Origin of the sequence: Bifidobacterium cuniculi, from assembly GCF_000741575.1 — a bacterium.
GTDB classification, from domain to species: Bacteria; Actinomycetota; Actinomycetes; order Actinomycetales; family Bifidobacteriaceae; genus Bifidobacterium; species Bifidobacterium cuniculi.
Genome location: NZ_JGYV01000001.1, coordinates 417938 through 442306 on the forward strand (window position 1 = coordinate 417938; position 24369 = coordinate 442306).

29 protein-coding genes and 1 tRNA gene are annotated in these 24369 nt (G+C 65.0%); 7 read left to right on the forward strand and 23 right to left on the reverse strand.

Annotated elements, in window-relative coordinates; genetic code table 11:
- Positions 1-50 precede the first annotated feature (50 nt).
- The 3 genes from BCUN_RS01805 (at position 51) to BCUN_RS01815 (ending at position 2536) form a co-directional block, all read left to right on the forward strand.
- On the forward strand, positions 51-1331 hold the full coding sequence (locus tag BCUN_RS01805; protein WP_033517114.1) for a SufS family cysteine desulfurase: 1281 nt from the start codon (positions 51-53) through the stop codon (positions 1329-1331).
- 77 nt (positions 1332-1408) lie between these two features.
- Positions 1409-1930: a Fe-S cluster assembly sulfur transfer protein SufU gene (gene sufU, locus BCUN_RS01810; protein WP_033517116.1), complete on the forward strand. Its 522-nt coding sequence runs from the start codon at positions 1409-1411 to the stop codon at positions 1928-1930.
- Between the two features lie 39 nt (positions 1931-1969).
- Entirely contained in the window at positions 1970-2536 is a 567-nt protein-coding gene (locus BCUN_RS01815) for a metal-sulfur cluster assembly factor (RefSeq protein ID WP_033517118.1), read from the forward strand.
- Between the two features lie 28 nt (positions 2537-2564).
- Here the strand turns inward: BCUN_RS01815 and BCUN_RS01820 are convergent, their stop codons facing one another.
- The 3 genes from BCUN_RS01820 to BCUN_RS01830 are packed head-to-tail and all read right to left on the reverse strand — an operon-like array spanning position 2565 to position 4571.
- The gene (locus tag BCUN_RS01820) at positions 2565-3434 is read right to left on the reverse strand and encodes a TrmH family RNA methyltransferase (protein ID WP_033517120.1); all 870 of its coding nucleotides are present in this window, start codon (positions 3432-3434) and stop codon (positions 2565-2567) included.
- A gap of 1 nt (position 3435) precedes the next feature.
- Positions 3436-3735 carry a hypothetical protein gene (locus tag BCUN_RS01825; protein ID WP_033517122.1) on the reverse strand — a complete coding sequence of 100 codons (300 nt, stop codon included), beginning with the start codon at positions 3733-3735 and terminating at the stop codon, positions 3436-3438.
- A gap of 38 nt (positions 3736-3773) precedes the next feature.
- Positions 3774-4571 (reverse strand): 16S rRNA (uracil(1498)-N(3))-methyltransferase, encoded by a 798-nt coding sequence (locus BCUN_RS01830; protein ID WP_033517125.1) that lies wholly within the window; start codon positions 4569-4571, stop codon positions 3774-3776.
- A 93-nt stretch (positions 4572-4664) separates the two neighbouring features.
- On the opposite strand from BCUN_RS01830, the gene BCUN_RS01835 reads away from it, so the two are divergent.
- From BCUN_RS01835 to BCUN_RS01850, 4 genes are all read left to right on the forward strand, one after another.
- Positions 4665-4752: transfer RNA gene (locus BCUN_RS01835), tRNA-Leu, on the forward strand.
- Positions 4753-5015: 263 nt separating this feature from the next.
- Entirely contained in the window at positions 5016-5393 is a 378-nt protein-coding gene (locus tag BCUN_RS01840) for a hypothetical protein (RefSeq protein WP_033518462.1), read from the forward strand.
- An 86-nt stretch (positions 5394-5479) separates the two neighbouring features.
- Positions 5480-6097 (forward strand): hypothetical protein, encoded by a 618-nt coding sequence (locus tag BCUN_RS01845; RefSeq protein ID WP_033518464.1) that lies wholly within the window; start codon positions 5480-5482, stop codon positions 6095-6097.
- Positions 6098-6193: 96 nt separating this feature from the next.
- Positions 6194-6904, forward strand: coding sequence for a hypothetical protein (locus tag BCUN_RS01850; RefSeq protein ID WP_156100109.1), 711 nt, complete (start codon positions 6194-6196; stop codon positions 6902-6904).
- A 240-nt stretch (positions 6905-7144) separates the two neighbouring features.
- On the opposite strand, the gene BCUN_RS01855 is transcribed toward BCUN_RS01850, so the two are convergent.
- From BCUN_RS01855 to BCUN_RS01945, 20 genes are all read right to left on the reverse strand, one after another.
- A complete protein-coding gene (locus BCUN_RS01855) occupies positions 7145-7909 on the reverse strand; it encodes a peptidoglycan recognition protein family protein (RefSeq protein WP_033518470.1) in 765 nt (254 codons plus the stop codon).
- 5 nt (positions 7910-7914) lie between these two features.
- Positions 7915-8322: a phage holin gene (locus tag BCUN_RS01860; RefSeq protein WP_051920474.1), complete on the reverse strand. Its 408-nt coding sequence runs from the start codon at positions 8320-8322 to the stop codon at positions 7915-7917.
- A gap of 9 nt (positions 8323-8331) precedes the next feature.
- Positions 8332-8676, reverse strand: coding sequence for a hypothetical protein (locus tag BCUN_RS01865; RefSeq protein ID WP_033518472.1), 345 nt, complete (start codon positions 8674-8676; stop codon positions 8332-8334).
- 23 nt (positions 8677-8699) lie between these two features.
- The gene (locus BCUN_RS01870; RefSeq protein ID WP_152598221.1) at positions 8700-9167 is read right to left on the reverse strand and encodes a hypothetical protein; all 468 of its coding nucleotides are present in this window, start codon (positions 9165-9167) and stop codon (positions 8700-8702) included.
- A 22-nt stretch (positions 9168-9189) separates the two neighbouring features.
- Positions 9190-9543 (reverse strand): hypothetical protein, encoded by a 354-nt coding sequence (locus BCUN_RS01875; RefSeq protein WP_034258246.1) that lies wholly within the window; start codon positions 9541-9543, stop codon positions 9190-9192.
- Positions 9540-10088, reverse strand: coding sequence for a hypothetical protein (locus BCUN_RS01880; protein WP_034258248.1), 549 nt, complete (start codon positions 10086-10088; stop codon positions 9540-9542). Before BCUN_RS01880 ends, BCUN_RS01875 begins: the two co-directional genes overlap by 4 nt.
- Positions 10048-10224 (reverse strand): hypothetical protein, encoded by a 177-nt coding sequence (locus BCUN_RS12515; protein ID WP_160257659.1) that lies wholly within the window; start codon positions 10222-10224, stop codon positions 10048-10050. The genes BCUN_RS01880 and BCUN_RS12515 overlap by 41 nt, the downstream gene beginning before the upstream one ends.
- Positions 10221-10718, reverse strand: a complete 498-nt coding sequence (locus tag BCUN_RS11240) for a hypothetical protein (protein WP_051920476.1) — start codon at positions 10716-10718, stop codon at positions 10221-10223. Before BCUN_RS11240 ends, BCUN_RS12515 begins: the two co-directional genes overlap by 4 nt.
- A gap of 8 nt (positions 10719-10726) precedes the next feature.
- On the reverse strand, positions 10727-14683 hold the full coding sequence (locus tag BCUN_RS01890) for a hypothetical protein (protein ID WP_034258250.1): 3957 nt from the start codon (positions 14681-14683) through the stop codon (positions 10727-10729).
- 20 nt (positions 14684-14703) lie between these two features.
- A complete protein-coding gene (locus tag BCUN_RS01895; RefSeq protein WP_033516304.1) occupies positions 14704-15924 on the reverse strand; it encodes a hypothetical protein in 1221 nt (406 codons plus the stop codon).
- Between the two features lie 15 nt (positions 15925-15939).
- The gene (locus BCUN_RS11245) at positions 15940-16842 is read right to left on the reverse strand and encodes a hypothetical protein (protein ID WP_152598107.1); all 903 of its coding nucleotides are present in this window, start codon (positions 16840-16842) and stop codon (positions 15940-15942) included.
- Positions 16843-16854: 12 nt separating this feature from the next.
- Positions 16855-17820, reverse strand: coding sequence for a phage tail family protein (locus tag BCUN_RS01905; RefSeq protein ID WP_051920480.1), 966 nt, complete (start codon positions 17818-17820; stop codon positions 16855-16857).
- Complete coding sequence (locus BCUN_RS01910; protein ID WP_152598106.1) at positions 17817-21281, reverse strand: hypothetical protein; 3465 nt, start codon at positions 21279-21281, stop codon at positions 17817-17819. The genes BCUN_RS01905 and BCUN_RS01910 overlap by 4 nt, the downstream gene beginning before the upstream one ends.
- Positions 21282-21305: 24 nt before the next feature.
- Positions 21306-21524 (reverse strand): hypothetical protein, encoded by a 219-nt coding sequence (locus tag BCUN_RS01915; protein ID WP_033516303.1) that lies wholly within the window; start codon positions 21522-21524, stop codon positions 21306-21308.
- Between the two features lie 29 nt (positions 21525-21553).
- Positions 21554-21952 (reverse strand): hypothetical protein, encoded by a 399-nt coding sequence (locus BCUN_RS01920; protein ID WP_033516302.1) that lies wholly within the window; start codon positions 21950-21952, stop codon positions 21554-21556.
- A 138-nt stretch (positions 21953-22090) separates the two neighbouring features.
- Positions 22091-22738: a hypothetical protein gene (locus tag BCUN_RS01925; protein WP_051920484.1), complete on the reverse strand. Its 648-nt coding sequence runs from the start codon at positions 22736-22738 to the stop codon at positions 22091-22093.
- On the reverse strand, positions 22731-23171 hold the full coding sequence (locus BCUN_RS01930; protein WP_051920485.1) for a hypothetical protein: 441 nt from the start codon (positions 23169-23171) through the stop codon (positions 22731-22733). The genes BCUN_RS01925 and BCUN_RS01930 overlap by 8 nt, the downstream gene beginning before the upstream one ends.
- Positions 23168-23458, reverse strand: coding sequence for an HK97 gp10 family phage protein (locus BCUN_RS01935; protein WP_033516301.1), 291 nt, complete (start codon positions 23456-23458; stop codon positions 23168-23170). The genes BCUN_RS01930 and BCUN_RS01935 overlap by 4 nt, the downstream gene beginning before the upstream one ends.
- On the reverse strand, positions 23458-23847 hold the full coding sequence (locus BCUN_RS01940; RefSeq protein WP_033516300.1) for a hypothetical protein: 390 nt from the start codon (positions 23845-23847) through the stop codon (positions 23458-23460). The genes BCUN_RS01935 and BCUN_RS01940 overlap by 1 nt, the downstream gene beginning before the upstream one ends.
- Positions 23844-24368: a hypothetical protein gene (locus tag BCUN_RS01945; protein WP_033516299.1), complete on the reverse strand. Its 525-nt coding sequence runs from the start codon at positions 24366-24368 to the stop codon at positions 23844-23846. The genes BCUN_RS01940 and BCUN_RS01945 overlap by 4 nt, the downstream gene beginning before the upstream one ends.
- Position 24369: the final 1 nt, after the last annotated feature.

Consider the following 24369-nt stretch of genomic DNA (forward strand, 5'->3'; position numbering starts at 1 on the left):
ACGGCCGTCACCCCCCCCAGCACATGGAACACCAGAAGGAGCCAGCGACCATGAGCGACCCGTCAGCACTGTCCGGCATCAGGCAGCAGTTCCCGATTCTCGACCAGGAGATCCACGGCCACCCGCTGGTCTACCTCGACTCGGCGGCCACCTCCCAGAAGCCGCAGACGGTGATCGATGCGGAAAGCCGGTTCTACGAGCAGGACAATGCCGGAGTGCACCGCGGTGCCCATGAACTGGCGGCCCGCAGCACTGAAGCCTTCGAACAGGCCCGCGCCAAGGTCGCCCGCCTCGTCGGCGCCGACAGCACGGAAGGCAGTGAGGAACTCGTGGTCACCGCCGGTGCCACCGCCGGACTCAACCTGCTGACCACCGCCATGGGCAACGCATCCCTGGGCCGGGGCGGCACCGACGCACGGCGCTTCGCGCTCCAGCCCGGTGACGAGATCGTGGTCTCCCAAGCCGAACACCATTCCGTCCTGCTGCCCTTCCAGGAACTGGCGGCCCGTACCTGCGCCACCCTCAAGTGGCTGCCCCTGACCGAGGACGGCCGCATCCGCACCGACGTCGCCGACCAGGTCATCACGTCACGCACCAGGGTCGTGGCCGTCACCCACGTCGGCAACGTCACCGGCGCCATCACCGACATCGCGCCGCTGGTACAACGTGCCCACGAGGTGGGTGCCCTGTTCGTCCTCGACGCATGCCAGTCCGTCCCGCACCTCGCCGTCGACTTCCACGCACTGGACGTGGACTTCGCGGCGTTCAGCGCCCACAAGATGTACGGACCCACCGGCGTGGGCTTCCTCTACGGCAGGCGCGAGCTGCTCGAGGCATTGCCCCCGGCGCAGTTCGGCGGATCCATGGTCGAACTCGCCTATCTGGACCGTCCCGCCCAGTACATGGCGCCGCCCGCACGTTTCGAAGCCGGCACCCAGCCGGTCGCGCAGGCTGTGGCGGCAGGCGTCGCGGCGGACTGGATGCTCGGCGTGGGCATGGACCGCATCGAGGAGCATGAACGTGCCATGACCCGGGCGCTGCTCGGCCTGGCCGACGTCCCCGGCGTCAGGATCCTCGGGCCGCAGGAGACGCAGGGACGCATCGGCACCGTGGCCTTCGAAGTCGAAGGCGTCCACCCGCACGACGTCGGCCAATACGTCGACGCCCAGGGCATCGCCATCCGGGTCGGCCACCACTGCGCCCAGCCCGTGCACCGGCATTTCGGCGTATTCGCATCCAACCGTGCCTCCACCGGCGTCTACAACACCGTGGACGAGGCCGAGGCACTCATCGAAGCGGTACGCGGGGTGCGTGCCTTCTTCGCACGATGACGCTCCATGCAGGAATACGCAGGCCCTGTCTGCTGTAGACAAGGGCAGGGAACCTCCACGAAAGGAACAGCACGACCATGGCAGACGCCGCTCTCGAACAGATGTACCAGGAAGTGATCCTGGATGCCGCCAGGCACCCGCACGGCAAGACGGACCTTGCCGGTGACGGCGGCGACGAGGCGGACGCCACGGTACACGCCGCCCACGAGGCATGCTCGCTGGCACGCTCACGCCAGTTCAACCCCACCTGCGGCGACGAGGCGACCATCCACGTGGAGGTCACGAAGGACGAGCCCCACCGGATCGCCCGCATCGCATGGGACGGGCAGGGCTGCTCCATCTCCCAGGCGAGCCTGTCCATCATGGTCGACCTGGTGGACGGCCGGACCGTGGAAGAGGCCATGGACCTGTTCCGGGACTTCCATGACCTCATGGAATCACGCGGCGAGGGACTGTCCGACGAATCGAGGGAGGATGCGTTGGGTGACGCCACTGTGTTCCAGGGCGTCTCCCGGTATCCCATGCGCATCAAGTGCGCGCTGCTCGGCTGGGAGGGCCTCAAGGACTCCATGGCCAGGGCACTCGCCGCGCAGCAATGAAGCAATACCGTATCCGATGCGGGAAGAGAGGTTTCCAACATGACAGACAATCTGGTACCGGGGCCGCAGTCGACCATCTTCGATGCGGTCAACGCGGTGGTCAAGGACGAGCAGGCGGCCGAGGCCATCATGGCCAACCCGTCCCTGGCCAAGGACGTCGACCGGGACGGCCTGAGGCAGGACCGGCCACATGAGTGCTGCGGCGGGGACGGCCACGAGTGCGGCTGCGGCCAGGACAGCGAGGACGGCATCACGCTCATCGGCGTCGACGACATCGGACGCGCCACGGCCGCCGACGTCAAGGAGGCACTGCACCAGGTGATCGACCCCGAACTCGGCATCGACGTCATCGACCTGGGATTGGTGTACGGCATCGAGATCGATGAGCTGGGCCGTGCCATCATCACCATGACCCTGACCACGCCGGCCTGCCCGCTGACCGACCTCATCGAGGACGAATGCGCCAGCACTTTGGCCGGCCTGGTGGAGGAGTTCCGCATCGACTGGACGTGGACGCCCCGATGGACCGTGGACAAGATCACCCCCGAAGGGCGCGACCAGCTGGCCGCCCTCGGGTTCAACCTGGATGCGCTGCCCAGGTACTGAAACGGCCTGAAGACACGGATGCGTGTCTTCAGGCGCGCACCCGGGTCGAGTAGAAGGCGACGGCGCTGGATGCCGCCACGTTGAGCGAATCCACGCCGTGGCTCATGGGGATCCTCACGGTCAGGTCCGCCCTGGCGATCGTGTGGTGGGACAGGCCGTCCCCCTCGGTGCCGAAGATGAGGGCGAGCCTGTCCACGTGGTCCGGTGCGGCCGGGTCGCTGTCCAGCCGGCGCACCAGTTCGTCCAGGGAGATGGAGTCGTCCTCCAACGCCATGGCGGCGGTGGTGAAACCGAGTCCGTGCAGGGCAGGAATGCCTTGGAACGGCCAGTAATGGACGTCGTCGCCGCCGATGCGCGTCCACGGCACCTGGAAGACGGTGCCCATGGATACGCGTGCGGCACGCCGGTAGAGCGGGTCGGCGCAGGACGGCGTCACCAGCACCGCGTCGACGTCCAGGGCGGCTGCGGAACGCATGATGGCGCCGACGTTGGTGTGGTCCACGATGTTCTCCAGCACGGCGATGCGGCGCGCACCGGCGCAGACCTCCTCGACGGAGGGCAGTGGCCAGCGGCGCATCGCCGAGATGGCTCCCCGGTGCAGCCGGTAGCCGGTGATGCGCCTGAGCTGGTCGGGGGAGGCGACGTAGACCGGCACGTCCGGCCCCCAGTGGGCGTCGATGAAGGCGAAGGTGTCCGCCATGCCATCCAGCCAGGGCCGTTCCACCAACAGGGACAGGGGCTGGCGTCCGGCAGCCAGCGCACGGTCGATCACCTTGGGCGATTCGGCGATGAAGATGCCCTTGGCCGGTTCCAGCTTGTTGCGCAGCTGCAGTTCGGTGAGGTTGACGTAGGCGTCGACGCGGGGGTCGTCGATCGATTCGAGTTCGATGATGCGCATGTCACCGCTCGGGGGTCGAGGTGGAGAAGACCAGCTCGTCGTCGCTGCCGTCCCCATCGGCGACTTGCCTGGCCCGTTCCTCGGCGAGCTCATGGTGCAGGTTCACGAGGTTGACTACGGCGGCGATGCCCCAGCTGACGGCGGTCGTGGCGGCGAGCCGGGTGCGGGCCCGGTCGCCGCCACGTGCCATGACGGCGCAACGGACGACGGCTTCGACGCCGAGCAGGGTGCTCAGGGCCAGCGTCACCTTGGAAAGGGTGCTGGGGCGGATGGATTGCAAGGTCTCGGTGAATCGGTTCATGGCATCCATGGTAGCGTGGCCGGGGGAGTGGGGCCAGGTCAGCTGAAGCGGCCCAGTGCGCGCGACAGCAGGCTCAGGGCGACGGGGCCGGCCGTGGAGGCACGCAGGATGTTCGAACCCAGGACCACCGCTTCGGCGCCGGCCTCAGTGAGCATGGCGACTTCATCGTCGCTGATGCCGCCTTCCGGACCGACTGCCACATGGATGGTGCGGGTACGGCCGTCTTCCAGGCTGCGCTCGGCGATGGCGGCAAGCCGGTCCTCGATGCCTCCCCAGCCGATGGTGGCGTCCTGGTGGAGCACGATGACCAGGTCGCCGTGGACGCAGGCGCGACGGACCTGGGCGAGCAGCTGCCTGCTGCTCATCGGTTCGTGCAGGACGGGCAGGAAGGCACGACGCGACTGTTCGGTGGCGGCGCGCAGCACCTGGCCCCATTTGCGGTCGGTGCGTCCCGCCTTGAAGCGGGCGATGGCGCGGTCGGACTGCCAGGGGATGACGTCGTCGACCCCGATCTGGGTGGCCATGTCGATGGCCTGTTCGTCGTGACCGTTCTTGGCGAGCGCCTGCACCAGGGCAAGCCGAATCCTGGGGGCGTCCTCCACGGTGAACGAATCCACGAGCACGGTGCCTTCCGCCGGATCCGCCACGGTGGCGTCGATGCGCAGTCCTTGGCCGTCCGAGACCTGCAGCGCATCCGATTGCGTAAGCCTCATGGAACCGAAGGCGTGGCGTCTGACATCCGGCGGTAGGGACATGGTCCAGCCGGACCGCAGTTCGTCCCGCGAGATGGGGGCGTCGTCATTGTGGGAATCCACGAGGAAGAGGGGGTTCGTCATGATTCCCAGCGTACACGGTAGGGCGCGACACGCCGAGAGTTGACGTGTGGAGTGGATTCGCGTATATTTTCAACTCGTTGCGCTAAGCAATCTGTCCGGGTGGCGGAATGGTAGACGCGCTAGCTTGAGGTGCTAGTGCCTATTTTATACAGGCGTGCGGGTTCAAGTCCCGCTCCGGACACCGCCAAGGCCAGTCTCCGAGGAATCGGGGGCTGGCTTTTTTCGTTGGAATTCCGCCATTCTCTCGGCGCGTCGCGGATGGGTGCCGGCGGGGGGCATGGTCACGTAAGATCACTCGACATCACGGACAATGTTGGCGCGCATGTTGGCGCCTTCCCCGATGCGCGACACGCCGAAGGTGGTAATTTACCACCGACTGTGCTATATTGGTAATCATACAGGGAAGCACAAGGCAAGCCCTAGAGAGCAGAAAGGCTCAAGATCATGACCACCGCAACCTTCACCACCTACACCGCCGACCAGCTCTTCGACCAGGCCGCCGCCTACTTCGAGGCCTGGGCAGGCAACGAATACGCCGACACCACCCCCGACCGCGAGACCGGCCGCGTCGGAATGTTCACCGGCACCGAGGCAATCGACGTATGGGTCGAGGTCGACGAGTACGGCACCACCGCCTCCTTCACCTGGAAAATCACCAGCCAGGACCCCGACGAGGCCCTCGCAGAAGGCAAGACCGGCAGCATCGAGTTCTCCGGCGAGCTCGACGACAACGGCACCGACGAAGCCCTCGCCCAGGCCTTCGACGACTACCTGGTGCCCGACTGGGACAGCGTCAAGCGCGACCTCGACGCCCAGGACTGAACCCACCCACAACCCGCAGGGGAGCCGCACCGACGCGGCTCCCCGCCCCATCCGTACAAAAAAACACAAGAGAAGGACCCAACATCATGGCCAGCTACAACACCGAGACCGCGCAGATCATCGACGCCGACACCAACCTGCACGAATACAGCGGCGGCGGCTTCATCTCCATCATCGACATCGGCGAGCGCGGCTTCGTCGTCGTCGGCAAGGGGTGCATCGCCCCGGCCTCCTTCGACGTGCAGAAAACCCCGGAAGGCCTCGTCCTCAACTGGCATGACGCCACTCGCAGCGGCCAGGAAAACGAACGGGTCGAGCTCGACAACGATGACGACCTGCGCTACGCGCTCTGCGAGCGCCTCGGACAGGTCGCCTCCGCCGCGTACCCCACCGTCAGCGAACTGTGCGACATGATGGACCAGCAGGCAGCCGACGGATGGACTTTCCGCGAGGAAGACGGCTGGATCCACGCGGAGCACGGCGGCGAGCGCTCACATCTTGAGGCATCGCCCGTCTACTGGTCGGACCGGCGGTGGGATGCCGACCGGCAGTACATGGCGAAAATGCAAGTCATCATGCGCTACCGCGATGACGCAGGGTGGAAAAAGAGCTACGAGTTCTCCACCGCCCAGGACGCGGCCGACACCATCGGTCGCCTCCTGGTCGACGACCTCGCCGACGACCTCGCCGACGAGGCAGCCTAACCCAACCGACCCGCAGGGCCTCGCGGGCCCGCACCCTACGAAAGGAGACCGGTCATGACGCCCGCAGAATTCAAAAGTTGCCGCGAAAGCCTTGGCTTGAGCACGAGGTGGCTCGCCGACAGGTGGGGCGTCAGCGAGTACTCGGTGCAACGGTGGGAGCGCAGCCGACTCCTGCCGGACGATCTGCAGGCGGATCTGCTCGGCCTGCAGGTACGCTTTGCCGCCGAAGTCGCCAAGGGCATCGAAGAGCACGGCGATGCCATCATCGTACCGCGCACCAACGCCGAATCCGTCCAAGACTTCCCGGCCACCTGGTGGCGCCTCATCGCCTGGCAGATCCGACTGAAAACGGAGGTGTCATCCTCTACTACGATGACGACACCGACGGCCTCGACGACGAGGTCGACGACCTGGAGGGCGACGATGAGCAAGCGTAAGAACACTGTCAAGCTCACGCCCCTATGGCTGCCCTACATCCGCGACAAGCTCGGCACCACCTTCAGCGAGCTCCAACGCTTCCGCACGCAGCAAGTCGGCGGCCAGGACGCCTACAAGACGATGATGGGAGACGTGTGGAATGTCGGCGACAGCATCCGCACCGCACCACTATGGTGGGTCAGCCGAGACATGACCACCCTCGCCTCCGACACCGTCGACCAGGGAGACTTCCCCCACGCCGACGCCCCCTCACCAACAGGCATGGTGTTTTTCGACGACGGCCTGCCCGGCATCCACGCCGACACCACCACAGGCGAACAGCCTACGCCGATCTTTTTGCACGCTGAGCCGGGACGCGGGAGTGAGTGACCAGGACATCATGGCCGCCGGAGGGTGGTCTCACGCCACCATGATCGACTACTACGATATGGGCCACCGCGCCGCAGAAGCCCCGGTGGCGGGGCAAGCTGTCAGCGACTACCTGACCGGGAAATAGCAAAAATCCCCGCTTATCTTGAAATTAACTCTGAATTCTGAGTTAATTTCAAGATAAGCGGGGCCATGTGATTAATGTAAAACTAATGTGATTCGGATTGAATCACATTAGTTTTACATGTCCTTGACGAGGACGCCGAAGGCCGGAAGGTCAGCCTTGGCGACGGTGCCGTAGCCGGAGCGGCCCGGCTTGCCGTTTGTGCACTGCGCCCAGGACTTGACGACCGCGCCTGCCTTGCCCAGCACGTAAATCCTGGTCTTGAGGGCGGTCATGGTCGGCATGCGCATGTACGTGCCGGCCATGACGTTGGCGATGAATATGTCGAGGCTACCCTCGAGTCCGAAGACGATATGGGTCGTGGCCATGCTTTTCTCCTTTTCGACGATTTGCGCGGCGCTCTGCGCGCCGCTGTATTTCTGCCTGATCAGGGCGATGAATTTCTCCCAGGAGTAGCCCCACTGGGCGAAGTATGGGCGGGGGTCGACGTGGTCGCTGCCGCCGTAGACCTGGCTAAACCACAGGTGCGGGTGGACCACGTCCGGGCTCCAGCCGCGGGCCTTGAGAACCTGGGCGACCACGTCCGCGGCGATGTCGATGCCACGGTTGAAGTCGGCCTGATTGGTGGCTTCGCAGATCTCCAGGCCGATGCACGTGGAGTTGCCGTTGCCGACCTGCCAGGCGAGGCGGTCGTATTCCATGCACTGGATCGCTTCGATCCAGTCGCTGGTCAGATGGACGGCGTAATCCCAGCCGCGCGCCCACAGATCACGGTGATTACGTGCCGTCGCACCCGGGTTCGCGGTGGAGTGCACAGCGAAGAGGAAGGGGGAGAGGTAGCCGTGGCCGGCGTTGACGATTTCTCGCTTGATGCTGACCATGAGGCTCAGGCCTCCGGCGTCTCATCGTCATCGTCGACCGGCGTCATCGGATTCTCCTCGACCGCGACGACCTCGTCCTCCGGGGCGACCAGGTCATCCATGGTCGCCGCCTGCATGTCCGCCGCGTTGCCCGAGCTCTGCGAGAGCTTGATCGAGCGCGTCACGACACTGCCGGCCGCGGCGGCCTCGGTGATGTTCTGGTCCTTCCACCACGCGTAGATGACGGAGATGACCGAGAGAATCGAGAAAACTCCCGCGGACACCTGGTCGGTCGTAAATGGAAGCGGGTTGATGCCGGCGAGCGCGCAGCCGGCGCTGATCATGCTGTAGAGGCTGACGGCGAGGGTGGCGATGGCTTTGGCGCGTTCTTTGCCGATGCCTGTGTTGGTGGTGGGGGTGGCGTGGTCTGCCATGGTTTCCTCCTATTTTTGAATTGTTGGGTAGTTGTTCATGCGTTCGAGGTCGTGGATGATGCGGGTGCCGGCGCCGTTGCCGCCGAGTTGGTGATAGGCGGCGTATACTTCGTGGGCTTCGTCGAGTTCGTCGAGGCTGATGTAGCCTCTTTGGATGGCGTCGTGGTGGAGATCCTTGAGGATGCGAAGGCCCGCGTGACGGCTGAGAACGTTGCGGGCCTTGATGTCCGGGTCGTTTTCAGGGTGGTGTCTGCGGTTCCATTCGCGGATGAGGTGTTGGGTGAGGGCGGTGAGGGCTCCGCCGATGGCGCCGCTGCCGCACATGCCGATCAGGATCTCCACCCACATGTCCATGCGCGTCCTCCTTGTTTTTGGGATTATGATGGGTAGTCGGATCCGTCGAAATACGGGTATTCGAGACGTCCCTGCTCGTACAGGGTGAGCATCCGTTCCCAGTCGTCGGCCGTGTAGATGCCCACGCCGTGGATACGTGCCGCTTCCGCGTAGATCCACAGGACCGGGCCGCTACTGTCCTCTGTCAGCTCCTTGTAATAGGTGCGGGCCGTGCCCCCAGTGGCGACGTACTGGCCGGCGGGGGTGCCGTCTATGTAGTTTTGGTCGCCGAACAGTTTGCTGCGGTTGATGAGGGTGATCGCTACAACGCTGCCGGCATGCACCTGGCCCCATGGGCTGATGGTGCCGCGCACGAACGTCGTGCCCTCTTGTTTCAGGGGTTGGAATCGCCACACCTGGTCAGAGTCTCGGGTCAGGGTCGCGTTCCACGTCCACGGACGCGTCACAACCAGTCGGGGGTCTAGGGCGTTGTTCACTCGCCGCGTGCTCATGCGACCACCCCCAGAGAGGCGGTCAGGGCGTGAGGATAGGTGGTAACGCGTGCTTCCTGTCTGTCGCTGCCGTAGGGGTTGCCCACCATGGGATGGTGAGGCGTCCCTGCGCCATGAGCTCCTGGATGCGTTGCCAGTCGTCCTCCTCGTAGTAGCCGCAGCCGAGGCAGGTGACGTGCGGCACGTGGGCACACTGGATGTTCATTTCGTGGACCGCACTGCCTAGATTGACCATGCGGCCCGCCAACCAGCAGAAGTGACCACCCACGATGCCACGCACCTGGTTTTCCGCCGACGCGATCGATATGTTCGCGATTCTCGACGAGTCGTCCAGCCAGAGCACATACAGGTTCGTGACCGTCGTCTGCTTGCTCATGCGACCACCACCCACTGGCGGCCATCCACATGTGGATGCAGAGTGCTAGGAAGGCACCCCCCCCCCCGCTCGATTACGTCACCGCTGAACCAGCGCACTGGATCCTCCTGGCGGCGCATCACCGTGAAGCTCTCCTCCGTATAGAGGCCAATGTGCTGGAAATTCAACGCAGCGCCCTTCGTGGGACTGATGTTCATACGCAGCTCCACGCTGTTGGTCGTCTCAAGCGTAAACCTGACTAGGTTCATGCCATCGCGGAATGCGCAGGACGCTATCTCGAGCAGGGGAGAGCCCTGTATGACGCGCAGTGTTTTCGCCGGCGGCACCTGCGCAGTAGCGATGTAGGCCGCGTATATGTAGTCATCGGCGAGAAGATCTCGGACAATGGTACGCACATACAGGTCGGAGGCTCCAGTCAGGTTGCGTGTATAGATGCAATCCCCAGAGGAAGTCGTGCGCAACTCGATATCCGAGTCACGTCCAGCAGTGTTCCAGTCTGCGACGCTATACGGCTGCGGGTTGACGATGAGATTCCTCGCCTCCATTTTCGGCCTCCTTCAATCGCTTGGATAGGGTCGAAATCTGCGCCGTGAGGATTGCTTTCTCGCGGGTCAAACGGGCAACGTCCCTCGTGAGAGAGTCGATCACCTCGTTGACGTCTGCCGGGATATCATCATTCATTGGTTATTTCCTTCCTGTGCGAGGGTTTTGAAAGAGTCCAGGAATTGCTGCCGCCGCTCCTTAAGCCGACCAGCCACACCGGCGAGTGCGGCAGTGATGCTGTCGGTGTCGGGCATGTCCGGCTCGTCGGCTGGGGTGTCGGCGGTGGGGAGTGCGATGAGCATGGTGGCGGCACGCATCGCGTACCGTGTGGGTTGGATGAGCCCCAGCTGGTAGCGTGTCTGCACGCTGCCGTCGAGACCTGGCGACGTGACGCCAGCGGTGTCCTGGGCGAGTTGCCGGTATGCGCTGGCCCAGGCGGTTTCGCCGGTGGTCTCGTCGATGACGCCTGGGTCCTGCGCGGTCAGGATCGCCTGTACGGCCTCCTCGTCGGATTCGAGTTTGAGCAGGGCGCGCCAGGAGGCGATGGCCTCGAGAGGGATGACGCGCCCCTCCTGCTTGTCGGTATCGACGATGAGGAGATTTTCTCCCTGAACCTGCATTTGGGTGGCCATGTGTCTCCTTAGTCGTCGAGGATGCCGAGAGTGTTGATGACGATGGGGGAGGCGGATGCGCTGCCGGTGTTCTTGGCCTGCACCTTGCAGCCGGAGGCAGTGACATCCCTGTAGGTGATGGCGAGCACCTGGGTGCTTTCCGCGGTACCGACGGGGTAGTATTTGCCGACGGCTGCGGGTTTGCTCCAGGTGATGTCCCACGTGAAAGTGCCGCCCGCGCCGACCGACCCGGTGGAGTAAACGCGGTTGCGCAGGAAGGTCGAGTAGCCGTTGTGCCAGCCGCCGAGTTTTCCTCCCATGTAAAGGCGTTTGGCCTCCCAGGAGAGCTGCACGCCGAGGTTTTCGGTCTCCTCGAGATTGCTGACGCGCAGCTCCGAGGTTGCCTTTGCACCCCTGGCGTGCACGGTGGCAAGAGCCCGGGCGCTGGGACTCCACGTGTTCAGTCCTGCTTGTGCGCCGTAGCCGGAGCGGCAGTAGAGGTCGAGGTTGGAGCCGGAGTCGGTCTGGGAGGATTCGGCGTACTCGGTGTTTGTGGTCCACAGGACTGCGCCATCGCGCCGGCCGGTGTCCTTGTGGGTGCCGGAGCGCAGCCTGCCGAAGGCGCCGGGTTGGCCTTTGGCGAGGTAGCCGGAGTGGAAGTCCAGCTCGGCGATGTCGCCGACGACGCTGGATTTGCTGATGCCGGAGATCTGCGGGGAGGCGGCCATGGCCGGGTTGACGAAGATCAGCCCTTGGCCGGTGGAGACCTCCTCCCCGTCGGTGGCGATCGCCGAGTAGTCTGGCGTGATGTAGACGCGTTCCCCGCTCGTCTTGGTCTGGAAAGTGCCGGTGATCAGGTTGGTCTTGCCTTGGCCGTCGAGGTAGACGGTCTGGTTGCCTTCGTTGTCCCACATGCGCAGCGCAGTGTCGTCGAACTGTGCGCGCGGGTACTGGCCTGCGGGGCCGGTTTGGAAGGTGGTGCCTTCGATGGTGCCGCCGAAAATGTAGGGTGCGCTGATGTTGGAGTTGGTCATGATCGCGCCCTGCGTCATGAGGGTTCCCTCGTTGGTGAGGGTGAAGGCGGCGAGTTTTTGGGCATTGTAGGCGACCAGGCCGTCGTCGGTGAGCTTGATGCCGACATTGTCTTCGCTGGAGGTCTGGACCACGCAGCCGGTGACCTTGGCGCCCTTGATCTCGCCGCCGGCCTGGATGGCGCCCGACAGGGTCAGCTGCCACGCGCTGTTTTTCTTCGCGTAGGTCAGGGAGTCGCCGAAGGTGATGCCGTCGGAGTTGAGGGTGCCGATGACCTTGTCGTCCTTGTCGGTGACCTGGTAGGAGGCGCCGCGGATCGTGCCGCCGGCGACCACGGGGGCGGTCAGGGAGCCGTCGATGATGAGCACGCCGCGGAAGGTCGCAGACCCGTCCGCCGAGTTCATCGTGATCGTCGGGTCGTTGTCCTTGTCCCTGAGCAGGAATCCGGCGTCGTTGAGCGCCATCCGTTCATTGCCGCTCAGGAATTGGCCGCCCTTGATGACCTTGCCGTACAGGGCGGTGGCGGCCAGCTTGTCGGCTTCGATGGCGCCTACCGAGATTTTCTCTGCCGTGATGCTGTTTGCGGCGAGTAGTTCGGTGACGACGGATCCGTTGACGAGCATGTCCTGCGCGTACAGGACGTGCTTGACCCATTCCGTGCCGTTCCAGACCTTCATTTCCTCGATCTCGTCGGAGTGGTCCACGAGTACGGAGATGGAGTTGTTGGGTTCGCCTTCCCAGTAGGTTTCCAGGTTGGTGGAGGTTTTCCACCACAGATCGCCGGGCTTGACCTTGTCGGCGATGGACATGCCGTCCGCGTCCGTGTCGTCTCGTGGATCCGTCGCCTGCATGAAGATGCGGTTTTTCGAGTCGGCGGTGGTAAAGGCGTTCTTGGCGGCGGCCTGCGCGTCGCTGGCAGCGTTGGCTGCGTCGATGGCTTTCTGGTCGGCGGCGACGGCTTTCGCGTCGGCGTTCGCGGCGTCGGTGACGGCCTTCTGCGCGGTCTTGTCGGCCTGGTCGGCGGTCTGCTGCGCCGCATAGGCGAGCGTGATGTCCTTGAGGCTGAAGTCGTCCAGGAATGCTCCGGCCGGCTGATTGAAAGCGAAGCGGCAGCGCAGGTATTTCATTTGCGCGGTGGCGACGACGTCCACTGACGTGGCGCGCCAGTCGTCGCCGACGGTCAGTGCGATTCCCGGGCAGTTGGGTACGTCCGCCCAGGATTTGCCGTCGGCCGAGTACTGCAGGCGGGGGCCTGCCGCGGTGGCAGTCCCCTTGTCGGTGATCTTGTACCAGCAGCTCATCCGGTAGCGCTGTCCGACGGTGGCTTGTACGGCGTGGGTGGAGATGATCTCCTTGGTGCCGGCCGCGACGGTCAGAGAGGCACGGTGGGTGCCCGAATGCGAGTACTGGGTGCTCTCCTGCACGAAATCGGCGCCGGCGACATTGGTCGTCCAATGGTCCTGGCCGCCCTCGAAGCCGGGGTTGGGTTGCAATTCGGCGGCGGTCTGCATGAGCAGGTTCGCCGCGGTCTGCGCACTCGTGGCGGCCTGCTGCGCGGCTGTGGCGGTTGCGGCCGACTGGGTGGCGACCTTGCTCGCCCCATCCGCAGTGGACTTTGCCGTGGCCGCGTCTGCCTTTGCTTGGGATGCGTCGGTTTTTGCGTCGGCGGCGTCCTGGGCGGCGGAGGAGGCGGAGGAGGCGGAGGCGGCAGCCTGCTGGGCGGCATCCTGTGCCGCGGTCTGCGCGGTCGTGGACGCGGTCTGTGCGTTGGTCGCGGCCTGCTGCGCATCCTGTGCCGCTGTCTGCGCTGCCTGGGCGGCGGCATAGGAGGAGGAGACCTGCACTGCGGTCCATGTCCATGTCGCGTCCGACAGGTCGACACGGGAGGCAGTGTACAAGGTCTTGGCCCGATCATAACCCGGTTCGATCGTGGTCCACGGTGCCGGCGGATCCTGCACGGTCGGCTTCGCTGGCATGGTGGAGGCGAGGGCGTAGTAGTCGGTGACGGCGGTGATGCTCACACCGTGGGTGCCGTTGTCTCCTTTGGGGCCGGTGTCTCCGGTGACGGGGGCGGCGGAGGACACCGAGCTGGTGCCGTCGCCGCGAGTGATACGGGTGCGCATCCACACGGTCGCTCCGGCAGGCCGGGTGATGGTGTTGGCGGTCCATCCGGTGGTGGGGGCGTGGGTGGCGTCGCCGATTGCGTATTCGATGACGCTGCTGGTGACGGTGTTGTCTTTTGCGTCTTTGGCGGCGGCCTGCGCGGCGGTGGCTACGGTGGCGGCGTTGTCGGCGGTGCTCTGTGCAGCCGTGGCCGTGCTCTGCGCGCTGGAGGCGGTGGAGGCGGCCATGGCCGCGGTCTTTCCCACGTCATCGACGCGCTTTGCCTGGTCGACCAGGTCCTGCTTGGCGGCCGTGAGGTCCGACTGAACCGAGTCGAGGACGCTGCCATGGTCCTGCACGGTCTGATTCAGGTCGCCCAGTGCCTTGTCGGCTGCGGCCTTGTAGTCGTCGAATTCCTTGCCGGCCGCGTCGATGGCCGTGGCGTTCTGGTCGGCCTTGGCTTGGGCGGCCTGGGCGAGCTGTTCGCCACGCTGCACGCCGGCCGTGTTCGCCTCGATCTGCGCCTGCTGCTCGGCCAGGGTGCCGTTGATCACGGTGACGTGGTTCTCGATGTTGGTGTTGGCCGCGTTGAGGATGGTTTCGGCCGTCTGGTCGAGCTGGTCCTGGCTGATACCCTCCCACAGGGGCTTTTGCTCCTCGCTGGTGGGGTTGAAGTCGGCGATGCCGTCGTTGGCCATGGCGCCGACGAGGACGCCGTGCTCCTCGTCGATGGGGAAGTATGCGGATCCGCTGTGGTGGGTTTGGCGCTGCTGGGCGGCGTCGAGGGCTTTCTGGGCGACGAGGAGGGGCACGGTGGCCGGGTCGGGGTTGATGATTTTGTGCTGTGCCACTGTGTGCCTCCTTAAAGGGTCTAGGTTTCCGGGTCCCGCATGGTGTCGAAGACGAGGGTGATCTTGTCGGTTGTGTCGCCGCTCATTTGCATGAGGCGTGTGTGGTATTCGCCGTCGGGCAGTGCCGGATGCCCGGTGACATCGATGCTGAAGAGTTCTCCTGGCCAGAGGGTGGCGAGGGGGAGGGTGAGATTGCCGGCAGTGTCCGTGTGGTTGGCGTGGACTTCGCCCTGGATCTGGATGAGGTGGTGCCGGTTGGCTTCGAGGACTGCCTGCGCGTGGGCCTTGAGGACGGTGGCGTTGTCGGTGTCGGCGTCAGCGTAGGTCATCTCGAGCAGTGGCCACGGGTCCCGGTTGGTGACCAGGTCGAGGTTTTCGGCCAGGGCTGTGGTCTGTGCCTTGTCCTGGCCGGCGCCGGATGAGTAGACGCGCTGTATGGGGCTGAGGTGGTCGACGGTGATGTTCTGCAGGTTGCCGCCGTGGGGATGGTAGGACACGTGGTGCAGGATGTTCTCGCCCAGATAGATGGTCGAGTCGCTTCCGGCCAGGAATGCGTAGCGCACGTGGGTCTGGTCGTCGGTCAGGTATGGTCGGAATTGCATGTCGGGCCCGTTTTCGATGTTGGCGAGCTTCTCGAGGATCCCGGAGCCGGTCTGGTTCTGTACGTTCCACGCCTCGTACTCTCGCGTCCGGCTGCCCTTTTCGTCGAGGTAGTTGAGGTCGATGGGCAGGGCGCCGCCGGGTTTCGCTTCGGTGCATTGGCGGATGACCTCCGCGGCGATGGCCCGGTAGGAGCGGCCGGTCAGACGGATCGTGTCCGGGCTTGTGTTGTGGGTGCCGCGCCCGTACACCCCCTCTCGCAGCATGTATCTCTGAGAGAGGATGTTCATGGGGCTCAGGAGGCTGAAGCTGGTGTCCTGGCTCGTGTCGCGGCGGGTGCCGATGGCGCCGCCGACCTTGACGGTTCCAAGCTTGTTTTTTGGGGTGAGCTGGTCGCGCCAGATCCACGCGATGCCGTTTTTCAGGGTGGCGACGGCGCGGCGCTTGTCTGCCCAGGTGCGGCCTGGCACCGAGTCCCACGGCAGGGTCAGGCCCGTGGTGTCCTGCGCGCCGACACCCTTGTCCTTGGTCGTGGTAAGGGTGCTGTCGCCGACATCGATGTTCCAGGAGACATTGGGGATGTCGATGGGGTCGAGCAGTTGCCCGCTCATGGTGTCCATGAGGTACGCCACCCAGCTCATAGCCGCCTCCTCGATTCATTGGTCGTTGCCGTTGTCGTAGATCTCCAGTTCGAGGCCTTCGAGGCTGGAAGTGCCGTGGACGTCGGCGTTCTGGCCGTTTCCGATCCAGATGACCATGTCGCACGTGTGATTGCCGCGCCCGCAGATCGTGGTGAAGTTCAATTGGCGCGAGTCCCAGGCGCCGTAGCCGGTCAGGTTCCGCGTCGGCCCCTTGATCGCGCCATCGATACGGAAAGCGACACGCAGTTCCGTGTACTTGGAGAAGTCCAACGCGCCCTTGGATCCGGTCGCGGAGAAGTTGATGCTCATGTCGAAGCGGATGTAGCGATCGGTGGGGATGAAAATCGGCACACGGCAGAAGACGCCCTTATTGCTCTCCTTGTTGGAGATGGTGAAAGAGCGCCGGTCGTAGTAGCCGCCGAGCCGCTGCCCGTTGGACGCGTAGTGCAAAGCATACTCGACGCCGTCTGTGCGCGTGGCGCCCTGGGTGCTTGCTGCGGCAGCCGGCACCGTCATGTACCGCAGGAGGGTCGCATACTCGGGGATGGTCGGCTTGGCAGGGCTCGCGGCCGGAGTGCCCCGGGTGACACCGACATAGACCTGGTTGTCCGGGTCATCCGTGTACTGGTGGCTGTTGTGGGAGGCAATCCAGATGGCATCGATGCGCGGGTTGGAGGCGTCGCCGGCGACGGTGTCCACGGTGCCACCCTCGTAGCGGGCGAGCATCTTACCGTCCGAGTCGGAGCGGGCCACGACGGCCGTGCCGGCGTCGACCTTGTATTGCAGGCCGGCGGTGCCGGACACGTCCAGGCCCTCGAGGATGCCGGTGGTGCGCCATTCCGCGCCGATAATACGCCGGTGCGTGAGCGCATCACACCCCTTATTGTCCACGGCGGGAACGCCAAGAGCTGTCGTCATAATATTCTCCTTCTACATGTAGGTGTCATGCACGGCGGCTTCCACCCAGCCGTCGGCGGCGGTGGGCACGCTGACCTGCAGACTCGACGCCGGCGGTACCTCAGGGAATCCTCGGGACACGAGCAGTTCGGACACGTTCGAGCCGTTCATCACGGCGGTGCGGGACCTCGAGTCGAGGGTCAGGACGGAGCCCTGCGGGATCGCCGCGGTCGAGGAGAGTATGGATCCGTCCGAGCAGACGATCTCGAAGCCCTCCGGGAAGGGCCCGTAGATGTCGAAGGTCGGGTAGGCGCGCGACGTGCCGTTGTTTTCGAGGATGCCGGTGTTGGACACGGCCACATCGTCCTCATCTGGCAGGTCATATGTCAGCGGGTAGCGCAGTCCCGTATCCCCGTCGAGGGTTTCCGCGAGCACGCTCACGGAATTGTTCGGTTCTCCCTCCCACCAGGTGAGCAGGCCGACGGGGTTGTAGGACAGGCCGCCGCCCTGGTTCGCGGGGGTACAGACCAGCTGGATGCGCTGCTCGTCCACGCTGAGCCGTTCCGGCTGCGGGCAGACGAGCGTGATGGTGACCGGCAGGAGTCGCTTGCGCCATTCCGCAGAGGACGTGACGGTCGCGTAGCCGGTCACATAGGTCGTCTGTGCCTCGTCATGCAAGGTCATGCGACACAGTCGGTGCACTCCGCTCAACGCTTGACCGAGCGCGGCGAGCACGTTTTCGCGGTCGCGGCCGACGGCGGCCGCGTTGATGGTGACGGTACGAGCCGCGTAGAGGATGTTGTCCTCGCTGACCTGGTTCGCGCCGTCGCCCTGGCCGCGCTCGGTCAGCGACGTCTTCACGGTCGGGGTCGAGTAGAAGCCGTCGATGCCTTGCGACGTGATCATGAGATAACTGTCGTGCCGGTCACCGTCCGGCGGTTGCGTGCCTTCCAGGCGGAAGGTGGTGTCGCCGGCGGTCAGTTCCGCGAAGATGTTCACCGGATCACGCTCCCCTCATGGATAGCATTGCGGTACAGGATGGAGCTGGCGGCGTAGAGGTCGTCGTCGGAGCGTACCACCGTCGTGGAGAAGTTCTGCACCAGCTGCCTGGAGTTGTCGGTGTAACCGTTGGGGTAGGCGCGGTATCCGGCCGGGAGGCGGCCGACGCCCAGGTCGATGGTGGCGTCGCCCAGGTCCAAGGCGCTGGTGGCGCGGTTGAGGACGTCACGGCCGAGCTGGTCGATTTGCCCGTACAGCTTGGTTTCGCCGCCCAGGATGCCCACTCCGATGCCTTCGGTCAGGTATTTTCCGACTTGGTCACGCATGAGCTTGGACGGGGAGTTGATGCCGAAAAATCCCTTGATGTTGTCCACGATGCCGCCGCAGAAGCCGGAGATCTTGTCCTTGATCCAGCCGCCGAGGTTCGAGATGCCGTTCCAGATGCCCTGGATGAAATTCTTGCCGATGTCGATCGCGCCGGTGAAGATGCTTTTCACGCCGTCGAACGCGCCCTTGACGATTTTCTTCATGCCCTCCCAGACACGGTTCCAGTCGCCGCTGAAGATGCCGGCGATCACGTCGACCACGCCGCCGATTACCGTGGCCACGTTCTTTACGATGCTGCTGATGGTGTCGATGACGGACTGGACGACGGGCAGGAGGCCTTGGACGACGGGGACGATGACGTCGGTGATGAAGCCGGCCACCGTGGTGATGACGTCCTCGGCCACGGGCAGGAGTGCCTGCACGGCGGAGCTGATCGTCTCGATCACGGTCGTCACGACCGGCGCCAGCTCGGTGACCAGATTGGAGATCATCGGCAGGATCGTGTCGATGAGTGGCATGATCGCGGTGATGATGGACTCGATGGCCGAGCCGATGACAGGCAGGACCTGCTGGATGATCGGAGTGAGCGCTGCGATGATCTGCTCAATGACCGGGATGAGTGCCGTGATCACCGTCATGATCGGGGTGAGGATGCTCGGCACCAGGGGGATGAGCGCGTTGATGACCTGCGTGATGACCGGCATCATCGCGGTGATGATCTGGCTGATCATCGGCAGTACGTTGGTCACGGCCTGCGCCAGGACGGTGACGACCTGCTGGATGGACGGCAGCATCGCCTGGATGGCGGTGGAGATGGTCGCCATGATGCTCGGCGCCTGCTCGGCCAGGACCTGCAGGATGGCGGTGATGACCGGGGCGAGCTGTGCGACCATGTCGGTGATGGCCGGCATGATCGCGTCGATGGTGTCCGTGATGGCGCCGCCCAGGCCTTCGATGATCGGCTCGAGCTGCTTGCCGACCTGCTCGACGGTGCGGCCGATGAGCTTGAAGCTAGCGGCAAACTCGCCCTGCAGCTTCGGGCTCGTCGCCACTAGGGCACCGATGGCCGCGGTCAATAAACCGACTGGGCTCGCGAGCGCCCGTAATGGCCCGGCGAGGTTTTTGAGGACTGGTATGGTACTTAAAACGCTTCCGAGGCCTCCGGCTCCGAGTGCGGCGAAGGCTGCGGCCAGTGGGGCGAGGATGCCCTTGGCGTTGGATGCGATGTCGCCGATCTTGTCGAGGGCCTTCTGGAATGGCTCGGGCAGGAGCGTAACCAGGCCCTTGAAGGCGTCGGGGATGGCCTTGACCATGCTGGACGCGATCTGTTTGATGCGAGGCAGCGCGTTTTGCAGCATGGTGGCGATGGAGTCGACCAGTTCCTTGGTCATGGCATCCATGTCCACGTCGTCACGGCCGAGAGCGGTCAGCCAGTTCTCCCACGCGGCCTTCATGGCGTTCGTGGATCCTTTGATGGTGGTGGCGGCTTCCTTGGCGGTGGTGCCGGTGATGTCCATCTCGGACTGGACGGTGTGGATAGCCTCGACCACGTCCGCGAAGGAGTCGATGCTCAGGTTGGCCATCTCGCCGTTGGCGGCCTTGACCTTGTTGGCGTCGGAGATCATCCTCTCCATCTCGGTCTTGGTGCCGCCATAGCCGAGCTTGAGGTTGTCGAGCATGGCGTAATTGCCTCGCGCCAGGCTCTGGTAGGTCTGCTGGATGGATTCAATCGACGTGCCCATTTTGTTGGCGTTGTCCGACATGTCGATCATGGCCATGTTGCCCATTTCGGCGGCCTTGGCGGTGTCGCCGCCCAGGCTGGAGATCAGGGACGCGGAGAAGCTCGTGATCTGCTCCATGTACGTGTTCGCGCTCACGCCGGCGGTCTTGTAGGCTTGGGCGGCGTATTTCTGCACCGTGGAGGATGCGCCCTTGAAGAGCGCGTCGATGCCGCCGACGGCCTGCTCGTAGGACGCGTACAGGCTGAAGGCTTGTTTGCCGACGTCGACGAGCTTGGCGCCCACGGCTGCCACGCCGGCGGCCAGTGCTGCCATGGACACGGTCGCTATGTTCTGCAGGGCCTCCTTGGCGCGGGAGGCTCCGTCACGGATATGGGTGCCTATGGCACTGGCCGTCTCCTTGGCCATGCTTCCGATACGGCCCAGGGGACCGGAGGCGGCCTGGCCGAGTGCGCTGAAAGCTTGGCTGCCGGCGGTAGCAACGTTCCTTAGGTAGCCGCCGGTAGCGCTCAGGGCGCCGCGGGCGCCGGCTGGAATCCTGTTCCACAATCCGGTTGCGGCGGAGCCGAGGCTCTGGAAGGTCGTGGTGACGCCATTGCCCAAGGATTTGAAGGCAGTGGTGACGGGGGATGCGATGCCGGTCAGGCGGGTCTTGATGTTGCCGGCCACCGTCGTGGTCTTGGCATGCAGCTTGTCGAGTGTGCCGGAGACGGGGGAGAGGATGGTCTTGCCCAGGTTCTTCCACGCGCCGGCCACGGAAGCGGCGGCCTTGTTGCTGCCGGAGGCGAGGGTGCCTTGCGCGTTGGCCAGGGCCTTCTGCGCGTCCTTGAGTCGGGTCGCGGCTGCGGTCGCCTTCTCGGTGGATGCTTCGAGCTTGAGGTTGGCCTTGTCGAGGCGGATCTGCGCGGCTTCCGCCGCGGTGGCCGCGTTGGCCTGCTCGGCCTGCGCCTTGTTGAGTGCTTCCTGCGCGGCCTTCGCTTCGGCACTGTTCTGCCCGTGCTCGGCTATGGCCTGGTTGAGGGCGTCCTGTGCGGCCTGGACTTTCGCGGTGGCGGTGTCACGTTTGGCGATGGCTTGTCCGAGTTTTTCCTCGGCTGCCTGCACCTGGTTGGCGGCGGCCTTCTGCTCGAGCAGCGCGTTGGCGTTGGCGTGTGTGGCCTTGGCGACGTCCGACTGATAGCGTTTGAGCACGTCCTCGGTCATCGCCGCCGTGGCCTGCTGGAAGCCTGCCTTGAGGTCCTTGCCGGCCTTCGCACCGGCAGATTTGAAGCCGCGGCCGAAAGCGTTGGAGCCGGCCTGGCCGGCTGCCTGCGCTTCCTTGGTGACAGCGGCACGGAAGCCGGTCATGACGGGAAAAACTGGGAGGGTTGCCTTGCCTACCTGGTTGCCTGCCATCGATGTACCTCCCCGTCCTGTCGGTTATCGGAATAGATGTGCGAAGGGACCGCTCATGTGCTCGGCGCTGGCCGCGAGCTGCCGGCGGCGTTCGCTTTCCTTGATTTGTGCGCTATTGTTTTTGAGTTCCTCGGCGAGCATGCTGGCCGGGTCGCGGGCGATGCGTTGCAGCAGTGCGATGGCGTCCGCGACTGGCAGGCGGCTGCCGAGATCGTGTTGCACGCTCCAGCCGAGGGCGGCCATGTCGGCGCGGATCGCGGTCTCGTGAGCGGTCAGGAGGCCGGCGAATCCGCTGATTTTCCCACCGATGCTCCCTGCGCGTCCGCGATGGCGGCGCCGTAGTCGGTGACCAGGTTGATGACGACCTGGACGGGTTCGGTCTCGATTCGTGCCGCCTGGTCCTTGCCGGCGAAGGTTTCGAGCAGGTCGGTCACGGTGTCGAGCTGGTCTCCGACGTCCTCCAGCTCGGACAGCTTCTGGAAGCTCTTGTAGCTCAGGGCGAGGGGAAGCCTGTAGATGTTGCCGGCGGGGGTCAAGGCCCACCAGGTGTCGCCCTTGATGACGTGCTTGACGCGGAAATTACCGGCGATGGCCGCGTAGGCCTTCGCATCGTCCTCCTCGCCCCAGTTGTCGAAGTCGTCGAGGGTGGGCGCGACTGTCTTGTCTGTCATGATGCTCTCCTATGAATGGCGGCTCTCAAAAGATGGGGTGGGTGGTCGGGGCGAGAGCCTTTCCCCGGCCACCCCGGTGGTTCGCCGCCTGCCCCTGCGAAGAAGGGACAAGAGACAAGGGCGGTCGGCGAAGTCTGGTCAGTCGCCTGTGGAAGGCGTCACGCGCGGGTCGTAGATCGACTCGATGTACTTGTGGCCGGAATACATGTCGTCCTCCACCCAGGTGGCTGTCAAAGCGGTGCCCTTGACCTCGCCATTGGTTGACTGCGCCGGTTCGTTGCCGGTGATCTGCACGACGCCGGCGCGGCGGCGGATACGGCCGTCCTTGAGGGTCTCCTCCTGGTACGCGCACCATTTTTCGTCCTGGATGATGTCGTCGACCGCGTAGACGCCGTTGGCGTCCGGCTCGCCCAGGGTCACGCGCCGCACCAGGCGGTTGTTTTCGGCGACGGTGAAGGTCGTGGTCAAGGTGGAGGAGCCGGAGATGGTGTAGCCAGACTGGTAGAAGGTGACGGCGTCGCCGCCGTCACGGCCGTCCTGCGGGCCACCGTCGGACGTGATCAGGCCGACGTAGGAGTCGGCGTTGTATGCGTCGGGCAGGGTGACGGTTTTCTTCGTCTCGGCCATGGCCTCCGGCTTGATGGCGTTCGCCGTGTCGTAGGTGGTCAGGGAGATCGCGCCGCCGATGGGAATCTCGACGCTCTTGAGGTCATTGCCACGCGAGTCCCTGGTGGACGCGGCGGGGGATGCCGCCTTGGCCTGTGCGGTTTCCTTGGTATCAGTCATTGTTTGCTCCTTGCTGAGGTTGGATGGTGCCGACCGCCTGGTATTCGACGGTCATGTACCAGGCGGCGTCAAGGTCCTGCCCGGTGACCGGGTAGGGGCCGTTGCAGCCGTCGGATGTGATGGAGGCGACCGGCCCAGACTCGTAGGGGATGGACGTGTCGGTCAGGGACGAGTAGACGGCTGCGGCGAGCTGCCGGGACGGGTAGGGGTCGTCGATAGGGCCGTAGTGGACGGTGACGCCCAAGGACCTGTCGAAGAGCAGCGGCCCCTCCTGGCCGCCTCCGTCGTCACGGATGACGATCAGCGGCCAGTCGCCCCGGTAGCCTGCAGGCACGCGGATGTCGACCTGCAGGCCGGGGTACTGTCCTGCCAGTTCGCCGCGCAACCGTTCGGTGGCCCACAGGGCCACGTCCGGTGGAATGACGCGGCTCATATCTTCGCCGCCTTCGCAGCCCTGGCGAGGTTGCCGGTGCGGGACTCGACGAAGATGCCGTAGGGCACGTCGGCGACGACTTCCGCGACCTGCCGGTGGGCGGCCTGCGTGTGCTGCACGTGGATGGAGTCGCGGTAGGCGCCGGTGCGTACCGGGGCGGTGGCCTTCGCCTGTGCGACCACGCGCTCGGCGGCCAGGTCGACCAGGGCGCGCACCTGCGCGGAGTTGAGGACCTCGTCGAAGAAGCCCTCGTCGAACTCGATCGTGACTTTTGCCTGCCTGCCCATTAGCCTCTCACCTCCTCGAGGTCGACCTCCAATGTGGGACGCCACCCGGTGAATGGGTTGGTGTCATGGGAGGGGATGCCGGTGACCGCCCAGCGGCGCCCGTCGTCCGGGTCGGCGCGTACCCGGTCGCCGACACGGATGTCGGTGTCCGGGTCGGGGATGGTCATCACCGCCCGGCTGGTCACGGTCCGGTCCAGCGTGTTGACGGTCACCGTGCTCGACGAGGATGCCAGGAAGCCGTTGAAGGCGAGCTCCTCCGGCGCACTCCAATCGGATCCGGGCGCGGCCGGGTTGTACGGGTTCGGTGCGGCGCGGGTGGCGCGCAGCCGCACCCAGGCGGTGGTCGCCGGCATCGGGAAGACGATGTCGGTTGTGAAGACGCTGCTCATCCGACCACGCCCCAGTTGAGCCGGTACGGGTCAAGCAGCTGCTGCTCGATACCCAGCAGGGGAATGGACAGTGGGGCGCCGCCGGCGGTCAGGTAGGACACGGAGGCGCCGTTGACCGACTGGCTGGCGATCAGCCCCTGGGCGCGCGCCCTGCGGGCGATGGTTTCCAGGAGCATGATCACGTCCGGTGCCTCCTCCGGCTCGTAGCCGTGGGTGAGGGTCACCTGCACGCCGCCGGGCATGTCCGGCAGGAGGGTGCCGGCGTCGGTCTGCAGGATGCCGGCCTGTGACCAGTGGGTGCGGGCGGTGATGTCCACGCCGTCGGCGACGACGGAGGCCACTGCCGTGACATGCTTGGATGGCAGGAGCAGGCGTCGGCCGCCGTAGGAGTCCAATCGCAGTGTCTGCTCGATCGAGGGGGCGACGTGCCAGCCGCAGTAGCGGCGGATGGTCGCCTGCGCGGCCTTCCGCCACCATGTCTCGTCGACCTTGTGCCCGTCGTCCATGTCGGGGATGGTCATG

What these genes read in the sequence shown, in the direction of transcription:
- BCUN_RS01865 (WP_033518472.1), bottom strand. Translation starts at nt 8,676, where the DNA reads ATGGACATGTGGGTGGAGATCCTGATCGGCATGTGCGGCAGCGGCGCC.
- BCUN_RS01940 (WP_033516300.1), bottom strand. Translation starts at nt 23,847, where the DNA reads ATGAGCAGCGTCTTCACAACCGACATCGTCTTCCCGATGCCGGCGACC.
- BCUN_RS01920 (WP_033516302.1), bottom strand. Translation starts at nt 21,952, where the DNA reads ATGACAGACAAGACAGTCGCGCCCACCCTCGACGACTTCGACAACTGG.
- BCUN_RS11240 (WP_051920476.1), bottom strand. Translation starts at nt 10,718, where the DNA reads ATGGCCACCCAAATGCAGGTTCAGGGAGAAAATCTCCTCATCGTCGAT.
- BCUN_RS01895 (WP_033516304.1), bottom strand. Translation starts at nt 15,924, where the DNA reads ATGAGCTGGGTGGCGTACCTCATGGACACCATGAGCGGGCAACTGCTC.
- BCUN_RS01815 (WP_033517118.1), top strand. Translation starts at nt 1,970, where the DNA reads ATGACAGACAATCTGGTACCGGGGCCGCAGTCGACCATCTTCGATGCG.
- BCUN_RS11245 (WP_152598107.1), bottom strand. Translation starts at nt 16,842, where the DNA reads ATGACGACAGCTCTTGGCGTTCCCGCCGTGGACAATAAGGGGTGTGAT.
- BCUN_RS01845 (WP_033518464.1), top strand. Translation starts at nt 5,480, where the DNA reads ATGGCCAGCTACAACACCGAGACCGCGCAGATCATCGACGCCGACACC.
- BCUN_RS01910 (WP_152598106.1), bottom strand. Translation starts at nt 21,281, where the DNA reads ATGGCAGGCAACCAGGTAGGCAAGGCAACCCTCCCAGTTTTTCCCGTC.
- BCUN_RS01870 (WP_152598221.1), bottom strand. Translation starts at nt 9,167, where the DNA reads ATGAGCACGCGGCGAGTGAACAACGCCCTAGACCCCCGACTGGTTGTG.
- sufU (WP_033517116.1), top strand. Translation starts at nt 1,409, where the DNA reads ATGGCAGACGCCGCTCTCGAACAGATGTACCAGGAAGTGATCCTGGAT.
- BCUN_RS01915 (WP_033516303.1), bottom strand. Translation starts at nt 21,524, where the DNA reads ATGGCCGCCCTCGGCTGGAGCGTGCAACACGATCTCGGCAGCCGCCTG.
- BCUN_RS01925 (WP_051920484.1), bottom strand. Translation starts at nt 22,738, where the DNA reads ATGACTGATACCAAGGAAACCGCACAGGCCAAGGCGGCATCCCCCGCC.
- BCUN_RS01855 (WP_033518470.1), bottom strand. Translation starts at nt 7,909, where the DNA reads ATGGTCAGCATCAAGCGAGAAATCGTCAACGCCGGCCACGGCTACCTC.
- BCUN_RS01875 (WP_034258246.1), bottom strand. Translation starts at nt 9,543, where the DNA reads ATGAGCAAGCAGACGACGGTCACGAACCTGTATGTGCTCTGGCTGGAC.
- BCUN_RS01830 (WP_033517125.1), bottom strand. Translation starts at nt 4,571, where the DNA reads ATGACGAACCCCCTCTTCCTCGTGGATTCCCACAATGACGACGCCCCC.
- BCUN_RS01840 (WP_033518462.1), top strand. Translation starts at nt 5,016, where the DNA reads ATGACCACCGCAACCTTCACCACCTACACCGCCGACCAGCTCTTCGAC.
- BCUN_RS01820 (WP_033517120.1), bottom strand. Translation starts at nt 3,434, where the DNA reads ATGCGCATCATCGAACTCGAATCGATCGACGACCCCCGCGTCGACGCC.
- BCUN_RS12515 (WP_160257659.1), bottom strand. Translation starts at nt 10,224, where the DNA reads ATGAATGATGATATCCCGGCAGACGTCAACGAGGTGATCGACTCTCTC.
- BCUN_RS01945 (WP_033516299.1), bottom strand. Translation starts at nt 24,368, where the DNA reads ATGACCATCCCCGACATGGACGACGGGCACAAGGTCGACGAGACATGG.
- BCUN_RS01880 (WP_034258248.1), bottom strand. Translation starts at nt 10,088, where the DNA reads ATGGAGGCGAGGAATCTCATCGTCAACCCGCAGCCGTATAGCGTCGCA.
- BCUN_RS01860 (WP_051920474.1), bottom strand. Translation starts at nt 8,322, where the DNA reads ATGGCAGACCACGCCACCCCCACCACCAACACAGGCATCGGCAAAGAA.
- BCUN_RS01930 (WP_051920485.1), bottom strand. Translation starts at nt 23,171, where the DNA reads ATGAGCCGCGTCATTCCACCGGACGTGGCCCTGTGGGCCACCGAACGG.
- BCUN_RS01825 (WP_033517122.1), bottom strand. Translation starts at nt 3,735, where the DNA reads ATGAACCGATTCACCGAGACCTTGCAATCCATCCGCCCCAGCACCCTT.
- BCUN_RS01935 (WP_033516301.1), bottom strand. Translation starts at nt 23,458, where the DNA reads ATGGGCAGGCAGGCAAAAGTCACGATCGAGTTCGACGAGGGCTTCTTC.
- BCUN_RS01805 (WP_033517114.1), top strand. Translation starts at nt 51, where the DNA reads ATGAGCGACCCGTCAGCACTGTCCGGCATCAGGCAGCAGTTCCCGATT.